General features: G+C 38.1%; 18 protein-coding genes, 2 tRNA genes and 1 riboswitch. Of the genes, 9 read left to right on the forward strand and 11 right to left on the reverse strand.

Annotation, left to right across the window (positions count from 1 at the left end):
* Positions 1–44 precede the first annotated feature (44 nt).
* Entirely contained in the window at positions 45–500 is a 456-nt protein-coding gene (locus tag I6F45_RS19015; protein ID WP_007579788.1) for an Lrp/AsnC family transcriptional regulator, read from the reverse strand.
* Between the two features lie 136 nt (positions 501–636).
* Between I6F45_RS19015 and I6F45_RS19020 the strand changes: the two genes are divergently transcribed.
* Positions 637–1,806, forward strand: coding sequence for a PrnB family protein (locus I6F45_RS19020; protein WP_197161675.1), 1,170 nt, complete (start codon positions 637–639; stop codon positions 1,804–1,806).
* Between the two features lies 1 nt (position 1,807).
* Positions 1,808–2,932, forward strand: coding sequence for an aminotransferase class V-fold PLP-dependent enzyme (locus I6F45_RS19025; protein ID WP_197161678.1), 1,125 nt, complete (start codon positions 1,808–1,810; stop codon positions 2,930–2,932).
* On the opposite strand, the gene I6F45_RS19030 is transcribed toward I6F45_RS19025, so the two are convergent.
* From I6F45_RS19030 to I6F45_RS19045, 4 genes are all read right to left on the reverse strand, one after another.
* Entirely contained in the window at positions 2,916–3,404 is a 489-nt protein-coding gene (locus tag I6F45_RS19030; RefSeq protein ID WP_197161681.1) for an RNA-binding protein, read from the reverse strand. The genes I6F45_RS19025 and I6F45_RS19030 overlap by 17 nt on opposite strands.
* A gap of 529 nt (positions 3,405–3,933) precedes the next feature.
* Positions 3,934–4,026 (reverse strand) — tRNA-Ser (locus I6F45_RS19035).
* 52 nt (positions 4,027–4,078) lie between these two features.
* Positions 4,079–4,169: transfer RNA gene (locus I6F45_RS19040), tRNA-Ser, on the reverse strand.
* Between the two features lie 219 nt (positions 4,170–4,388).
* Complete coding sequence (locus tag I6F45_RS19045; RefSeq protein WP_010554841.1) at positions 4,389–4,529, reverse strand: hypothetical protein; 141 nt, start codon at positions 4,527–4,529, stop codon at positions 4,389–4,391.
* A gap of 327 nt (positions 4,530–4,856) precedes the next feature.
* Here I6F45_RS19045 and I6F45_RS19050 point away from each other — a divergent pair, with 327 nt between their 5' ends.
* Positions 4,857–5,726 (forward strand): diacylglycerol/lipid kinase family protein, encoded by an 870-nt coding sequence (locus tag I6F45_RS19050; protein WP_197161684.1) that lies wholly within the window; start codon positions 4,857–4,859, stop codon positions 5,724–5,726.
* Positions 5,727–5,763: 37 nt separating this feature from the next.
* Here I6F45_RS19050 and I6F45_RS19055 read toward each other — a convergent pair whose 3' ends face one another.
* Positions 5,764–6,693: a DMT family transporter gene (locus I6F45_RS19055; RefSeq protein ID WP_007579798.1), complete on the reverse strand. Its 930-nt coding sequence runs from the start codon at positions 6,691–6,693 to the stop codon at positions 5,764–5,766.
* Positions 6,694–6,795: 102 nt separating this feature from the next.
* On the opposite strand from I6F45_RS19055, the gene I6F45_RS19060 reads away from it, so the two are divergent.
* Positions 6,796–8,238: an aminotransferase-like domain-containing protein gene (locus I6F45_RS19060; RefSeq protein ID WP_010554843.1), complete on the forward strand. Its 1,443-nt coding sequence runs from the start codon at positions 6,796–6,798 to the stop codon at positions 8,236–8,238.
* 238 nt (positions 8,239–8,476) lie between these two features.
* Here I6F45_RS19060 and I6F45_RS19065 read toward each other — a convergent pair whose 3' ends face one another.
* Positions 8,477–9,271 (reverse strand): YggN family protein, encoded by a 795-nt coding sequence (locus I6F45_RS19065; RefSeq protein ID WP_197161686.1) that lies wholly within the window; start codon positions 9,269–9,271, stop codon positions 8,477–8,479.
* 388 nt (positions 9,272–9,659) lie between these two features.
* Here I6F45_RS19065 and I6F45_RS19070 point away from each other — a divergent pair, with 388 nt between their 5' ends.
* Complete coding sequence (locus I6F45_RS19070; protein ID WP_007579801.1) at positions 9,660–9,845, forward strand: PA3496 family putative envelope integrity protein; 186 nt, start codon at positions 9,660–9,662, stop codon at positions 9,843–9,845.
* Positions 9,846–9,963: 118 nt separating this feature from the next.
* Here the strand turns inward: I6F45_RS19070 and I6F45_RS19075 are convergent, their stop codons facing one another.
* The 3 genes from I6F45_RS19075 to I6F45_RS19085 all read right to left on the reverse strand — a co-directional run bounded on the left by I6F45_RS19075 (position 9,964) and on the right by I6F45_RS19085 (position 11,534).
* Positions 9,964–10,461: a glutathione peroxidase gene (locus I6F45_RS19075; protein ID WP_197161689.1), complete on the reverse strand. Its 498-nt coding sequence runs from the start codon at positions 10,459–10,461 to the stop codon at positions 9,964–9,966.
* 72 nt (positions 10,462–10,533) lie between these two features.
* On the reverse strand, positions 10,534–10,833 hold the full coding sequence (locus tag I6F45_RS19080) for an AzlD domain-containing protein (RefSeq protein ID WP_004335020.1): 300 nt from the start codon (positions 10,831–10,833) through the stop codon (positions 10,534–10,536).
* Positions 10,830–11,534 carry an AzlC family ABC transporter permease gene (locus I6F45_RS19085; protein ID WP_101216223.1) on the reverse strand — a complete coding sequence of 235 codons (705 nt, stop codon included), beginning with the start codon at positions 11,532–11,534 and terminating at the stop codon, positions 10,830–10,832. The genes I6F45_RS19080 and I6F45_RS19085 overlap by 4 nt, the downstream gene beginning before the upstream one ends.
* Positions 11,535–11,641: 107 nt before the next feature.
* Here I6F45_RS19085 and I6F45_RS19090 point away from each other — a divergent pair, with 107 nt between their 5' ends.
* From I6F45_RS19090 to I6F45_RS19105, 4 genes are all read left to right on the forward strand, one after another.
* Positions 11,642–12,298: a cytochrome b/b6 domain-containing protein gene (locus I6F45_RS19090; protein WP_197161692.1), complete on the forward strand. Its 657-nt coding sequence runs from the start codon at positions 11,642–11,644 to the stop codon at positions 12,296–12,298.
* Positions 12,299–12,385: 87 nt separating this feature from the next.
* Positions 12,386–12,474, forward strand: a riboswitch (cyclic di-GMP riboswitch).
* Positions 12,475–12,570: 96 nt separating this feature from the next.
* Positions 12,571–13,134: a chitin-binding protein gene (locus tag I6F45_RS19095; RefSeq protein WP_197161695.1), complete on the forward strand. Its 564-nt coding sequence runs from the start codon at positions 12,571–12,573 to the stop codon at positions 13,132–13,134.
* A gap of 141 nt (positions 13,135–13,275) precedes the next feature.
* Entirely contained in the window at positions 13,276–15,351 is a 2,076-nt protein-coding gene (locus tag I6F45_RS19100; RefSeq protein WP_197161698.1) for a S9 family peptidase, read from the forward strand.
* Positions 15,352–15,411: 60 nt separating this feature from the next.
* Positions 15,412–15,810, forward strand: coding sequence for a hypothetical protein (locus I6F45_RS19105; RefSeq protein WP_007579808.1), 399 nt, complete (start codon positions 15,412–15,414; stop codon positions 15,808–15,810).
* 22 nt (positions 15,811–15,832) lie between these two features.
* Here the strand turns inward: I6F45_RS19105 and I6F45_RS19110 are convergent, their stop codons facing one another.
* Positions 15,833–16,585 (reverse strand): LytR/AlgR family response regulator transcription factor, encoded by a 753-nt coding sequence (locus tag I6F45_RS19110; protein ID WP_165741075.1) that lies wholly within the window; start codon positions 16,583–16,585, stop codon positions 15,833–15,835.
* Positions 16,586–16,784 lie beyond the last annotated feature (199 nt).

Genomic DNA, 16,784 nt, shown 5'->3' on the forward strand with positions numbered 1-16,784 from the left:
TTTGAAATATCAGTATAGCTAACAGTAAGTTATTTTGGTTATTTTTATAATGGTAACTGTTTTTTGCTAAATGACTGCTTTAACACGACTGTTGATTCTATATTTGCAATACAACTTAAACTACCTAGCTGATGTTTTACAAATGTTTCGTAGCTCTCAAGATCATGTGCAATGATTTTTAATAAATAATCATAGCTTCCTGATATTACACAACACTCTAATACATGTGGTAATTTTTCTACATGTTGCTCAAATTGCTCTGCAGCACTCACCGAGTTTTGGCTTAATCGTACGAATGCATATACCAACACATTAAGGTTAAGTGCTTTAGGATTTATGGCGGCGTGGTAGCCGGTAATAATATTTTCTTGCTCTAACTTTTTTATACGCCTTAGGCAAGGTGTATCCGATAGGTTGATACTGCTGGCCAAATCTGAAACCGACATACGAGCTTGGCTTTGCAGTGCAATGAGTAATTGCTGATCTTTTTTATCTAACATAGTTGTCGGCTTTTATTAATTATTTTTATATTTGTAGTGATTATTGCTAAGTATTGCAATTTTTACTAATTTTTTTGACGTTTTACCCTCATTGAACTCTGTTAGCATTTAACTATAAAAATAATAGAGCACACCAATGAACACACATACTGCTATTTTCGATCACTGGATACGAACAGAGTTTGTCACTTTAAATAGTGAATTAGAGCAGCTTTATTGGCAGCAAACCGATAAAGCAAATGTAGAAGGAATAGGCGAGGCCTTAAAGCAACAATTAGAAAAAGAAGGCAACGTATTAATTAGTAATTTATTAGCCGAGGGAAACACAGATCAAGGCTTTGATAGCGCTTTTGACTTACTCGGTAACGTAGGATTATTTATGGCAGCGTGTAGGCGCCATGAAATTACCGAACCAAGCAGAGAAACCAGCTCCCCACTAATAGATGCTTCAGCGCTTGCTATGCATATTGGCGCATCGATTGGCGTAACCCCTCGCTTTGCTACCGCCCACTTAACTACTCATAACAAAGCACTTAACGGTATTTATAAACGATTTACTAATTTACCTGATGAAAAGCTGTTTCTTGATTATAACACTCAAGGCATTTTGGCCTACAAACGGGCAAGTGATGCATTATTAAAAATATTACCACTGGGGATTTCGCATCCTTTATGTGGTGAGTTATTAGAAGTAGCTAAACAGGCACTTATAGATGTAATTGAGTCAAACAATGCACTTTATTCTGAGCTCGATACAGATCGCTTTTTTAACTGTGTTCGCCCTTATTATAAACCGTACCGTGTAGGTAAAGAGGTTTACAGAGGTGCAAATGCTGGTGACTTTGCAGGTATTAACGTGATTGATATGCTGTTAGGACTGTGTAGTGCAAACGAGCCTAGTTACTCGCAAATGCTGGTGGATAAGTTTTTATATATGATGCCAGAGGATCAACAAATCCTACGAGAAGCCATGCGTATGCAAAGCTTTATGGATGACTTTTTACAAGCCAAGCAATATAAAAATACAGATTGGTTTAAAAACCATGCAACGTTATTTATTCAAGTGTGTAAATTACATGGCGACACCGCAGTCGGTCATCATAATCAACTGGTTGAAAAGTTTATTGCTCAGCCCTCAAAAAATATGCAACAGCAGCATATGAGCAAGGTAACAGCAAGTGGTCCGCCGCTTCATGTGTTACTTGATTCGCTCGAAAAATTAAGAGATAGGCGAGCCAGTGCCAAACGCGACGATATAAAAACACGTTTTGACGATCTAAATACACTTAAAAAATGGGTTAAATAGCATGCTTAAAAATGATTTTTGTATGGCTGATGGCTGTTATTTACTAAACCACTCGGTAGGGCGTCCTCTTAAAAATACGCAGCAATATTTAGCTCAGCACTACTTTTTACCGTGGGAGAGCTCAAATAAAGAACCTTGGCAACAATGGCTGCCCGCAGTTGAGCAATTTACTACCGCGCTTGGTAAGTTATTTAATGCGCCTAGTTCGCAGTTTTGTCCTCAGGTTAATTTATCAAGTGGCTTAACAAAGTTGCTTATGTCGCACCCACGGTTACAGCAAAAAAATTGTAAAGTGCTAATGGCACAAAGTGATTTTCCGAGCATGGGTTTTGCAATGCAAAAAGCATTACCAGAGTGCGCACAAATTATGTTTATACCAGAGCACGAAAACCTAACTGATATTAGTGTTTGGCAGCGTTATATAACCGCCGACATCGATTTAGTTTTTATAAGTCATGTGTATTCAAATACAGGTGTACAGGCGCCTGTATACGATATTGTAGCTATAAGTAAATTAACCAATAGTTTATCAATAGTTGATGTTGCTCAGTCAGCGGGTGTTATACCGCTTGATTTAAGCATACTCGATGCGGACTTTATGATTGGCTCGAGCGTTAAATGGTTATGTGGTGGCCCAGGTGCAGCTTATTTATGGGTTAACAAAAATCAAATAGAGTATTGTGAGCCTAAAGATGTGGGGTGGTTTTCGCATCAAAATCCATTTGAGTTCAATATAAACCACTTTGAATATAACGCCAGTGCGCTCAAATTTTGGGGGGGCACTCCCTCTGTAGCGCCTTATATTATTGCCGCAAATAGCATTGCTTACTTTGCAGAGCTAACTGTTCACAAGGTAAGGAATCATAATTTAGCTATGCTTACGCTTATTCATGAGCAACTAGGCAAATATGTTGCATCACCTATGAGTAGTGATAAATGCAGCGGGACTGTTATTTTGTTTTTTAACAAGGAGCAAGACCATGTACTTACAGAGCTTAATAAAGCGAAAGTCAGTGTAGATGCCCGTAAATTTGGGATACGAGTATCGCCACATATTTATAATACTCAAGAAGACGTTGCGCAGTTTATTTCGATAGTAAAACGAGCGCTTAAGGGTTTTGGCTAAGCTGCTGCTTTCTTTGTTTTAATGACTCTATTTTTTGCTGCGTTTGATTAATTGATGCGTCGTAAGCTTGCTTTAACGAATTTGTTTTAGTTGCGATAGCATCAGCAATAGACGAAGCGCCTAAACGATTGGCTTTATCTTGAGTCATGTAATCTATCTGCTGTTTTTTAGCTGCGTATTCTTTTTGGCTTTGTGCAATAGATAGCTCAAGACGCTTTATTTCTCGTTCTATTTGTTGAACTTCTAAGTAGTCATCCACAGAGGTGTCGGTAATACCTTTACCGGACGTAGAGCTTTTGTATGCTTCAATTACGTTTATATCTTTAAGAGTAATAACTTGTGCATCTTTAGCGCAAGGCGTTTGGCTAAAGGTAGGAACGCCCTTAATTACACACTTATACACTGTTGTACTTTGTGCCAAGGTAAAAAATGGTGCTGCCGCGCAAACTGATAGCAATATGAACCGGATCATAGCTAAACCTAAAAGTGGCTAAAGTTGTGTTAATAATGCCCTAAGTTATTACTAGGCACAATTTGTTTAGTTTTTATAAATTTTAGGCACAAAAAAACCACAATTAAGTGGTTTAAATTAAGTATGGTCCAGAGGGAGGGATAGACTTGCTTGCTTGCTTGCATGTAATCAATCGCTGCGCGACGCTTGCAGCGGCCCAAAATGTTCCAGACATTTTGTCGAACCCTGTCGAGGGTTCTCACCCTCCCAATTTAGTACCGGTGTTAAAATTTAGGTACAAAAAAACCACAATTAAGTGGTTTAAATTAAGTATGGTGGAGAGGGAGGGATAGACTTACTTACATCCATGTAATCAATCGCTGCGCGACGCTTGCAGCGGCCCAAAATGTTCCAGACATTTTGTCGAACCCAGTCGAGGGTTCTCACCCTCCCTATTTTGTACTGGTGTTAAAATTTAGGCACAAAAAAACCACAACTAAGTGGTTTAAATTAAGTATGNAAACCACAACTAAGTGGTTTAAATTAAGTATGGTGGAGAGGGAGGGATTCGAACCCTCGATAGAGCTACAAACTCTATACTCCCTTAGCAGGGGAGCTCCTTCGGCCACTCGGACACCTCTCCAACGCATAACCGTTTGTATTGATGGAAGTAAAAAAAACCACCAATTAAAATATGGTGGAGAGATAGGGATTTGAACCCTAGATGGGCTATAAACCCATGCCGGTTTTCAAGACCGGTGCATTCGACCACTCTGCCATCTCTCCGTGACGCAGAATAATACTTAGGTGATACCGCTGTGTAAATAGCAAAATGACTGTTTGCCTAAAAAACGTACGTAAATGAGGTTTTTTTTGTAAATAAGGGGAAATTAAGGCAATTTTTAATAAAATAAATAGGTTGCAGCAAACAAGGGGGAGCTAAATAAGTGACTTCATTTAGTGGTTGAGTGTTCGCTGCACCGAAAAATAATCATGGTTGGGTGATTATTTATATTGAGCTGCGCCGCTAAGTGCTAGTCTTTTACCAATAGTGTTAAGTCTAGCTAACATTCTTGCTTTACGGTTAGTTGGTTTAACTGCTACTTGAGCTGCTGCTGTTTGATTTAATGTGTTAATTGGTTTCATTATTTTGCTCCGGGTTGTATATGTTGAAATCGCGTGCATTTTGCACGTTGTTTGATTAAAAAGACAACGATAAAAATTGAGCCTGACGGATTAGTTAAACTAATCCTTATTTATTTTATTAACGTGCGGTTCAGTGTTTTTTATTATGGTTTTTGCATAAATAGTTAAAATAAAATCGGCGTTACTCTCACCAATACTGGTATTTGTGTGTGTTTTTATTTATTTATATGCATTTTACACAACCTTTTTTGACTAGTTATTCAGATTAAAAAAACTCAATTAAACTCTTTTTTATTCGTTCTCAAATACATTGTTGGAAACAAAAGCTTGTCACTACTAATAATTATTAAACCAAGTACAAAAAAACAGAATGAAAAATCACTAATGTGGCTTAAAAGCATCTGTAAAAAACGCAGTTTTTCTTATTGTATGTTTACTACAACAGGAAACTTTAACAATGACTGCGCTCAAATAAGGTTGCTACTGAGTAAATTTACCAAAGTAGTTGTACTTGGCGGAGACGGTACATTGAGCTTGGCGGTTAATGCGTTAATAGGGAGTAGCTGTACGTTAGCATTATTGCCTTGCGGTACAGGTAATGATTTCTCGAGAGGGTTTAGTTGCAAAGAAGATGATTGGCGAAAGGCATTATTTAATACACCGACAGCAATTGATGTAGGAAAAATTAATAGTCGCTATTTTATTAATATTGCAGGGGTAGGGTTTGATGCTCATGTAGTTAAAGCGATTAATGCTAAAGCTAGTTTTTCATCTTTTGATTACAGTTGGACGAGCATTAAGGAGCTATTTTATTATCAAGCTCAGCAGTTACAAGGTACGTTTAATAACGATGTTAGGCAGTATAAAAATTTAATTACCGTATTTGCTAATCATAAGTACTTTGGTGGTGGTCTAGAAATAGCGCCAAAAGCAGATTTAACTGATGGGCTGCTTGAGTGTTATCAAATGCGATCGGGTGGGCTTTTTTATAACGTAATAAGCTTTATGAAGTTGTTTTTTAAGCGCCATCAGCATATAAAAAACCTTAACTACAGTCGCTTAAATACAGCTTCCATAAAAACTGAAGGGTTATTGATTGAAGCAGATGGTGAACTGGTAGGTAAAACTCCTGCCGTTATTAGTGTACATGGGCAGGCTTTACTTTTTCATATGCCAATAAAAAAGCGCCTACAGTAGGGTAGGCGCTTTTACGTTAGTTGCGTTAATAACGCGTCTAACTGGGGACGGAGCCACTTTTAGCCATTGCTCTATTAGCTAAAAAGGCGTTAATTCGTTTTGTTGGGGTAAGCACAATGGCGTTACCTAATAGCACTAGGCTAAATCCTGCAAAGGTATTTGCGTGCCATTCAAAGCCTTCAAAAAAGCTACTCAGTGTTACTGCCACTAGTGGGAATAAAACAATAACGTAGCTGGCTTTTTCAGGGCCTATATTTCTAAGTAGAGCAAAGTAGCAACCAAAAGCGATTACAGTGCCAAATATTGATAGATAAAGTAGTGATAGCCAGTAACTTGGTGGAGCGTTTAAACTAAATTGCACATCGTTCATTAATACATATAAAGCCAAGCCTATAGCGCTGTATAACATGCCCCATGCATTGCCTTGCAATACACCAATTTGTTTACGAGAATTACGAACGCTTACCATATTTCCTAATGAAGCCACAAAGGTGCCACCAAGGGCAAGTAGTAACCCGACCAATGCACCATTACTCAAGTCGAACTGCTGTAACTGTGGCCAAAACAGACACGTAATACCTAATACAGCGAGTACAGCACCTGTATAAATTCGTTTTGAGATTGGCTTACCAAAAAATAACCGAGTATTGACTATGTTCATAACCAGCAGCATTGAAAAGGCAATAGAGGTCATGGCTGAGGTAAGGTGATTTTGTGCCCAGTAAAGCATTAAATAATTTAATCCAAAATTACAAATGGCTAATAAAACAAAAAAGCCATGATCCAGTAACTTAAATCGCATGTCGGGTTTTTTGTACGCTACATATAACCACATTAAAAGCGCTGCAATAGCAAAGCGATAAAATAACGATAACTCTACCGCAATATCACCTAACTGAAACTCTATGGCTAACCAAGTTGAGCCCCAAATTAAAACGGTTGTAATGTATAGCGCTGCACTTTTCATGGTTAGTCTCCAAAGCCCGGTTGAATGGCTATTTTAAGACCTATCTGTATACTTACCATATACAGAAAAGTAAAAATGTAACCTATACAGATTTGGTGTGTGATGATAAGACAAAAAAATAGCCAAGGGCATGAGTTTTTATATCAGCAAGTTATTCAGTTGATTAGAGATATGAGCGCTCAACAAGTTTTACTCCCCGGCGAAAAACTTCCATCACTGCGTAAAATGGCAGATAACTTAAGCATAAGTATCCCCACTGTAAAACAGGCTTACCAGTCACTTGAAGATCAAGGGTTGGTAGAGGCGCGTGAAAAATCAGGATATTTTTTAAAAGTCGTTAGCATGGCGCATAATTTACCTAAGCGAGTTAAATTAAGTCGCGAACCTGTTGTGGTAAATAAACAAGCCTTAATAGAGCAGGTGTACAGCGCGATTCATCAAGCGAACGTAGTCCCTTTTGGTATAGCTAACCCAATTGCCGCAGCACCTACCGATAAAGCACTCGCCAGAAACATGCGCCGCGTAATGACAATTGCGGGCAGTAAAGCCATAAACTATGGCCCAACAGATGGGTTTGTACCGCTGAAAAAGCAATTAGTGCATCGCTATTTAGATTTTGGTATTGGCATTGATATGGACGAGCTTGTGATCACCAATGGTGCGCAAGAGGCCATGGCTATTGCGCTTAAGTGTGTAACAAAGCCAGGCGATGTAGTGGCTATTGAGACACCTTGTTATCACGGGATTATAGAGCTAATAGAAAGCTTAGGGCTTAAAGCGCTCGAAATACCACTGTGCCCAGATAATGGCATTTGGTTAAGTGATTTGGAGCGCGCTTTGAATGAGCATGACATAAAAGCGTGTTTATTCTCGACAGCAATTAGCAACCCTGTAGGCAGCTTTATGCCAGATACAAACAGGCAGCAGCTGGTGGAGTTACTCGAAAGCCACGACGTAGTGCTTATTGAAGATGACGTATACGGCGATTTATATTTTACGGCAAAACGAGGCACACCTGCTTTAGCGTACTCTAAAAAAGGATTAGTGATCAGTTGCTCATCTTTTTCTAAAACCGCAGCGCCTAGCTATCGTGTGGGTTGGGTCGTTGCCGGTAAATTTGCAACACAAGCGCGGCGATATAAACGAGCACTAAGTTGCTCCGCTTCGTTAATAAACCAATGGGCGTTATCAGAATTTATTGCCAGCGGCGAGTACGACCGTAACTTAAAGGTACTCAGGCAGCGCCTGCGCGATAACAAAGAGCGTATGCGATGGTGTTTACAACAAGCTATGCCAAAAAATACACGTATAAGCGATCCAAAAGGAGGCTGTGTAATGTGGCTAGATTTGGGAGGCGAATACGATAGCCAAAAATTATTTTTACTTGCTCTTGAGGTTGGTATTAGTATTACCCCTGGGCTTATTTTTTCAGCCTCTAATAAGTATAAAAGCTGCGTAAGGTTAAGTTATGGTGTGCCGTGGAGCGAGCAGATAGAGCAAGCAATAGTTACATTGGGCAAGCTCACTTTATTAGCTAAAAAGTAATACCAATCTGCTTATATATGGGGTCTATTTAACGTTAAGAAAATTACGCTAGAACTAGGCAAAAGTTTTTGTATCTAGTTGTTCTAAATAAAAAATTTTTAACGAAGTTATAGTGCAATTTAATTCGTTAAATTGATCAAAGATTTATGCAGGTTGGTATAAGTTTGGGAAACACAAAAAAGCAGCATTTAAGTAAACTTAAGTGCTGCCAAAGGGATGTTAAATAACGTTTGCTGTACTAATTCTGTTTAAAGCTAAATAACTGGTAACCTTTAAGCTCTGGCACTTGCATTACTAATTGCTCTTCTTGTTTTGCAATATCAGCAAAGTTTTCACATAAAGAGTTAGCTCTCTCTTCAAGTGCGCTTGCATGTAGCCCTACTTTTTCTTCTATTTGTGCACCCATATTTTCCATGCGCTGTTCAAAGGCATCCATATCGCCGCCTGAACCAAGTAACTCAGAACCTAAAGCCACTAAAATACTGCCCATTGATTGCATTACTGCTGATTCAACCGCTGTTTCTATCTGCTGCTCAAATTGTTGTTCAAAGTTTTCGCCAAATTGATTAAAACTTTGTTGGCCCATTACAAATGTACCTTGCTGGTAAAATGTGTTTTCTACCTCAATTTTAATGTCGTCCATAAGCTCAGACATATTATCAAGACCGTCAATATTAAATGCACTGCCTACTTCTTCTAATGCCACACCGGCAATTTTAACACCCTCAAGCGCTATGTTAGCTACTTCAGGTAATTGAGTGCGTAAGCTGTCAGAGTACTTATTCAGTGCTTCGCGTTGTGAGCTATTAAGCGCTACAAGCTCGCCATTTACGGTTAAGTCACCATGGGCATTAAATTGCATAGTTTTATTATTGGCAGTAAAAATTTCTAATTCGTTTGGTTTAATACGTACATCGTTTTTAAATTCGACGTTACATTCATCGTTACTAAATGAAATTGCAGAATCGTTGTCGTTATGAGCCATAGCGGCTGGCGTACAAATTAATGCGCTAACTAATAGTAATTTTTTCATGTTTGTTCTCTACTTTTTGTTGATGACGATTAATTAATAACAAGTTTGATGCCAGTTTTATTTTTCCATAAAAAACAATTGATTAAGTGTTTTTCTTTATTTTTTAGCAAGTCAAAATAATTAATAAATAACTATTTTTTAGTCAAATTGGCTAACTAATAAAAATTAATAAATTTTATTTATCGATACGATAAAAAACTCTCACTTTCCTCAATTCAAATTTAGCGCTATTTATTCACATTACTGACATGAAGACTATTTACAGTAGTCGCGTGGCTTTATTTTGATGTTAATTTGCAGTGCACTTTGGCATTAAACATTTTTAATTTTACCGGCTATTGCGATAATAAAATCCTTGGTTGGTCTCAAACACTTTATGGAGTGGGTTGTGGGTAAGACATTTAGTTACGATGCGCTAGATGACGATTTTGTTGAAGACGAGTACGAAATGCTCGGACGTAATCAACACGATAAGAACAAGCAAAAGGTTAAAAAGAAGTTGGAAGACTACCTTGAGCAAAAACGCTTGCGTAAAAATCTAGGCGAAGACGATTTAAGCGATTACACCGATTAAATTTCACTAGTATAAATAAAATACCAATTAATATTGGGAGTTTAAATGTGCAGTTATGCGTATGTTTAAGTTTCAATAGTATTGGCAATAAAGAGGCCTTGCGCCTCTTTATTACTTTTCAAAGCGTACTTTTAGCCTGTGCTAATGCTTTTTGAATTGTAAGTTCTAGCTTTTCGGGTTTAGTAAAAGGTGCATAACGTTTAATTGGTGTACCATCTGCGGCAATTAAAAATTTAGTAAAATTCCACTTTATTTTACGTGTTAAAAAACCAGGTAAAGCCGATTTCAAGTGACGAAATACAGGATGTGCATGCTCACCGTTTACATCTACTTTGGCCGCCATTAAAAAGCTCACACCAAAATTAATTAAGCACCCTTGCTCTATTTGTGTTGCGTCGCCGGGTTCTTGTTGACCAAATTGATTGCACGGAAATCCCAGAATAACTAAACCTTGGCTGGCATACTTATTATGCAAAGCTTGAAGCGACTCGTATTGGTAGGTAAATCCACATTTACTTGCGGTATTAACAATAAGCACAACCTTCCCTTTAAAATCATTAAAGTTGATAGGTTGACCCTGCAAGCTTGTTGCGCTTAATTGATGGAATTTGTGCATATTGGCGTCTTTTTATTGTTGTTAGCCGCATTTTAACCTGAGTACAATATTTCATAAAGTATAAAGATCGCACTAATTTAAAATTAGAAATAGCCCCATACCGGCAAGCGTAGTGTAATAAATATTATGTGTTTTGTAGGCAACAATAATGGCGACTATTGCTGCGCTTAAATAAGGATTTTGCCAGTTTAAGTTAATGCCATCTTCATTCAAAAACACGATAGGCACCCAAATTGCTGTAAGCACTGCAGGTGCGCTAAAGCTTAAAAATTGCTGCATTTTAGGGCCTACTTTAAACGGTAAAGCACGGTGTAAAAACAAATAACGCGTAAAAAATGTAATGCACGCCATGAGTAAAATAGTCGTCATCATGGCGTTACTTCCTTTTTAGTGGTTAGTCTTGCTGTGCTGTAACCTGCGGCCATTGCCAGCAGCGCTGAGCAAACAAGCCATAACTCAAATCCTGTGCTTTTTAAAAGCGTTGCGCTAATGCCTGCTACAATTACCGTAACGAGTGAGGCTAGGTTTTTAATTCCCGGAATAACCAAAGCTATAAACGTGGCAGCAATGGCAAAGTCGAGCCCTAAATTAGTTAAGTCGGGCAGCATTGTGCCTGCTACAATGCCAATTAACGTCCAAATATTCCATGCAATATAAAAGCTAAAACCAGCGCTCAATGCGTATATTAAACGTGTTTTTGTTCTGTATGCTTTTCTATGGTGAGAAAATGCAAATAGCTCATCAGTTAATACAAAACTTACTGGTAAGCGCCAACGCATAGGTTGGTCAATTACCTTATGACGCACAGCTAAACCGTATAAAAAGTGCCGAGAGCTAATAATAAATGTTGTGAATAAAATTGTGAGCAATGGTGTGTTGCCCGCTATAAGTTCAATTGCAACAAGCTGTGCAGAGCCTGCAAAGACTAATAACGACATTGCTTGGGTTTCTAGTGCACTAAAGCCATTTTGAATCGCTAAAGAACCACATAAAATACCCCAAGGAACAACGGCTAAACACAGAGGTAGCATATCTAAAAAGCCTTTTAAAATAGCTTTTTTAACTGGTTGCATGATATTTACTCGCACGGCTTGTAGAATGGCTCATAAGGATACCTTAATATTATGATGTTAAAGTAGTTAACGAATTAGATAATACTGTTTTTTTAAGGATAGGCGCAATGACGACGTTAAAAGTGTGGGATGGGTTTATTAGATGCTTTCATTGGTTTTTGGTTGTAAGTATTGCGGTGCTTTATTTTAGTATTGAAGAGGGCATGATTGAGCTTCATTTTGTTGCTGGCTTTTTTACTTTAGCGCTTATCGTAACACGTTTAATATGGGGGGTTATTGGTAGTAAAACCGCAAGGTTAAGTGCGTTACTACATTCTCCTCGTGCTATTTTAAAGGCACTAAAGACACCAAGCGACTCGCTAGGTCATTCAGCACCTGGCAGTTGTATGGTAATGGTATTTTTTATAATTATAATTACGCAGCTTATTACCGGGTTAATGAGTAGTGATGGCATTTTAACTGACGGCCCGCTTGCTCAATATGTGTCTAGCAATACGATTGATTTTGCAAATTGGCTACATGAGCTGAATTTTGACATTTTACTTTATGCTATTGGTTTACATGTATTAGCTATTATTGTTTATAGAATAAAAGGTAAGCCACTAGTTAAGGCGATGATCACAGGCTCAAAAGAGTTAAAAGCGGATGACTCTGAGGCTAAAGTAACAAAAGCGTCTTGGCCTGCGTGGCTAATATTTATATCTTTATTGGTGTTGCTGATATTTACGTGGGCAAAAGAACCTTTAACTTATTTATTTAGTTAAAAATACATTAAACCAACCTAAAGGGTTGGTTTTTGTTTTTGGTTACATTCTTTTGTTTGATTGTTATGCGGGGCCGAATTATAATCGCCGCATTGCTGGCAAACTAATCGAAAGATTAGGGCGCAAAGTTTCCGGTCTAAGGCTTTTTATAAAGCTATGGTAGCGGGACTACTGCATAACGTGTTGTTATGTATCACTTGCCCTCAGTGTATTTTTTGTGTATCCATAGTGTATGGATAAGATTTTGTAACTCTTAAGGTGTTGCCGTGTTTATGCATACGTCGTTGGCCTGTGGAAAGTGGTCAACAATAGGTTGCTTAAATCATCATACCCAATTGTTTATTGGCGATGTGGTGAGTGTAACCTTTTATGACATGCAAGGAGAGCTAGTTAGTTTATCATTTGATTACAAAATCACCTCGCTTGAACAAGGTGAACCTCACGCATGGCCACGTTTAGTTGCCGATCATATTAACGTGCATGTACCCCTTGTTAGCGCAGGTAAAATGACCGAACAAGGTTTAATTGTTGCCTATAGAAACAATGAAATTTTTGCTTTGCAAAGCAGTGGGATATGTAAAGCGTATGTCGATTTTCATTGTATTGCAAAATGCGATGAGCGTGTTGTTAATAACCTTGATACTTATGATTACGTGTACCCTGAAAATTGTGAAAACTATAATGCGGGTACAAAGGTATTGCAGCCAAAAACAGGGCATGTTTATCAATGTAAGCCTTGGCCATTTAATGAGTTTTGCCGCGCGAGTGACGATAAAAAGTTTATGTTCGAGCCCGGTGTTGGACAAAGTTGGGCTATGGCTTGGCAGCAAATATAAGGCTTAAGTGAATTATCTTCCCAAAGGTATAGCTGTTTTAGTAATGAAGCGTTTACCGTTTTAGCCCATCCAACTATTGGATGGGCTTTTTTATTTTTATGATAAACTGCAAATCACATTATTTTTTTAATTGGTTTTGTTGTGTCTCGTCCTGACTACTCTTTAAGTTTATTACCTAATTTCCCGATTGCTAAACAGCAAGCCCATACATTAAGTACTCATAATAAAATACGCACTGATAATTACTATTGGATGCGTGATGACGATCGTCAGGATGAGCAAGTACTTGCACATTTACATGCTGAAAATGCATATTGCGATGAACAGTTAGCTGCAATGAAGCCACTCCAAAATACACTTTTTGAAGAGTTAAAAGCACGCATTGTAAAAGACGATAACTCGGTACCCGTTAAAGACGGGAAATACTGGTATCACTCAGAAGTTCGTGGTGATGATGAGTACTCTCGCCATTATAGAAGCACGAGCATAAAGGCTGATAATAAAGAGCTTTTACTCGATGTGAATATATTAGCTGAGGGATTTGAGTTTTTTGAGCTAGGAGAAGTCGCACTAAGCCCATGCGAGCAGCTTATGGCTTACTCTGAAGATACTGAAGGCCGTCGTATTTATAATGTTCGCTTTAAAAGCTTAGCGGCAGATGAAATGCTACCCGACGTACTTGAAAATACAGAAGGACAAGTTGTTTGGGCGAACGATAACAAAACAGTTTTTTATGTAAAAAAAGATTTAAAAACGTTATTAGGATACCAAGTATTTAGGCATGAGCTTGGTAGCGAGCAAAGCCAAGATGTAATGGTTTACGAAGAGCAAGACAGCAGCTTTTTTATGGGGCTTGGTAAAAGCCGCGACGAAAGCTTAATTATTATTGATTTAGCATCGACAGAAAGCAACGACACATGGGTGCTTGATGCTAATAAGCCCACTGACGAATTTAAAGCATTAATGCCGCGTGAAGATGGCCACGAGTTTGACGTAGATAAGCTAGGTGACACATTTTATATTGTGACTAACTGGCAAGCTAAAAACTTTAGATTAATGACAGCAACAAACGAAACGATTGCTGATAAAACACAATGGTTTGAGCATACAGCTCACAGAGAAAATGTACTGCTTGAAGGTGTAGAGTTATTTAATGACTTTTTAGTATTGAGTGAACGCGAGCAAGGGCAAGCTCGATTCGTAGTTGTTAATAGGCAAGGGAATCGTATGGCACTTGAGTTTGCCGATCCTTGTTATTATGCTGCAATAGCAATGAACCCAGAGCCAGACACACGGACTGCGCGTATTTATTACTCAAGTTTAACAACACCAGGCTCTTTATATGATGTTGATTTAGCAACTGGCGAAAAAACACTGCTTAAACAGCAAAAAGTACTCGGTAGTTTTAATGCCGATGACTATCAGTCAGAGCGATTAATGGTAACTGCTCGCGACGGAGTTAAAGTACCTGTATCTGTTGTTTATCGAAAAGACAGCTTTAAAAAAGATGGCACAAATCCGTTATTTCAATACGGCTATGGCGCCTATGGTTATACGATTGATCCTAGCTTTTCTAGTTCGTCACTGAGCTTACTCGATCGTGGCTTTGTTTATGTTATTGCGCATGTTCGGGGCTCTGAAATGCTAGGCCGCGAATGGTATGAGCAAGGTAAAAAAGAGCATAAACAAAATAGCTTTAGTGACTTTATTGATGTGACAAAAGCGCTTGTTGATCAAGGTTATTGTGATAGCAATAAGGTGTTTGCCTCAGGCGGCAGTGCCGGTGGCCTATTAATGGGGGCGGTTGTAAACCAGGCACCAGAGTTATATTGCGGTGTTGGCTGTCATGTACCATTTTTAGACGTATTAACCACAATGCTTGATGAAAGTATTCCACTCACAACAAATGAATACGATGAATGGGGTAATCCAAATGAGCCTCAATTTTATGATGTGATAGAAGCTTACTCGCCTTATGACAATATTAGCGCACAAAACTACCCGAACATACTCGTTACTACTGGTCTTCATGACTCACAAGTGCAGTATTGGGAGCCTATGAAGTGGGTTGCAAAAATGCGTGAACTTAAAACAGACAGTAATATTTTAGTATTTAAAACCGATATGGATGCAGGTCATGGCGGTGCATCAGGTCGTTTTAAAAGCTTAGAAGAAAAAGCCCTCGAAATGGCCTTTTTTATTGCGCTGTTAAATTAACTGCAAAATCGGAAAATTGTATTACTCTATATATAGAAGTTGATATATATAAGGTAATTTATGTTTGGAGCACATGGCGAATTTCAGATTTGTTCACAGCCCCCTCATATGTATTTAAAATTGAAGGGGAGCTTTAACAATGAAGGTATAACATCATTAACTAATGGTGTTATTCAAGAATTGAGCACTCACCCTGAAAATACAATTAAGTTTGTGATTGTTAACTTAAAAGAGTTTGAACTGTTAACTTTAGATAGTCTTGATTCGTTAGAGGCCTATTTTGCGGGTGTAAAAGAACGTGGCTATCAACGAGTTGACTATATAAACATTAATATCATAGCTAAAAACATGTTTGAAAAAGTATGGAAAAATAGCGATGTAGAAGTTAATTTTTATAAAGATACTGAAAGCTATTTATTAGTGCATCCAAGTGATAGTTATATAAAACAGAACTGGTAATTAATATGAGTATTATAAACCGCTACTGAAGAGGGCTTATAATACTCTCTAAACACCCTTTATAGCGCCTTGAAAGGTTTAAGCACATATCGTTTTTAAGTCTGACTTTATAATCGCCACTGTCAGTAGGCATCAGTTCGCAGATAGCTTGTTTTCTTACCAGCGTTGAGCGATGAATACGAATAAACCCTTCTGGCTCTAGCTGCTGTTCAATATTTTTCATGGTTTCGCGGTGTAATACCGGTGTACTACCTTGTGTAAAATGTAGCTCTACATAATTGCCAGCACCATTAATCCAAATAATATCTTTTATATCAATTAGCCTTACCTTACCTACATCTTTAACTACGATATGTGATGATGGTTTTTCGGTTTGTGTGCTTTGTTGATATTTACGCTCGGCCGCGCTTGCAATCGGGCAAAGGTGAATCAGTTTATCAAAGCATTTATCAATACGTGGTGCAGTTGAATCTACTATTAAAAAATCAACAGCGCCAACTTCAAAAGCAAAACTCGCAAAATGACCCGACTGGGCAATAATGACTAACTTAAGCTTTTTAGCGAGCTCCGTTAAATGCACTATTTGCATAGGGTCAGCCAGATTAGTTAGTTCGTAAAACAGTACGTTGTATTGATCTGTATCTATCTGATCTAACCTGTTTGCCTGAATAAAAGATTGAGATTCAAAGTGTCGGTGCTCTTGCACGCGCTTTGTTAAAAATGTTGCAAACTTAGTGTTACTAACAAAAGTTAATGCATGAAAAGAAGCGACCATTATTTTATATCTCTTGCTGTATATAATAATAAAGACCGTGCTTAGCGGAAAAACTGTTATGAAAAGTACAATATATTTATAAAATAATTGTGACGTACTAATTCATCCCATCAAACTAGCTATTCATACCAAAGATTACGCCTAATAAATAATGCCCGTAGAGGGTTTAAATAAATCCCCTTACTGTAATCCGCGAAGT

It is taken from the genome of Pseudoalteromonas sp. SWYJZ19 (assembly GCF_015864375.1).
Classification (GTDB): Bacteria; Pseudomonadota; Gammaproteobacteria; order Enterobacterales; family Alteromonadaceae; genus Pseudoalteromonas; species Pseudoalteromonas arctica.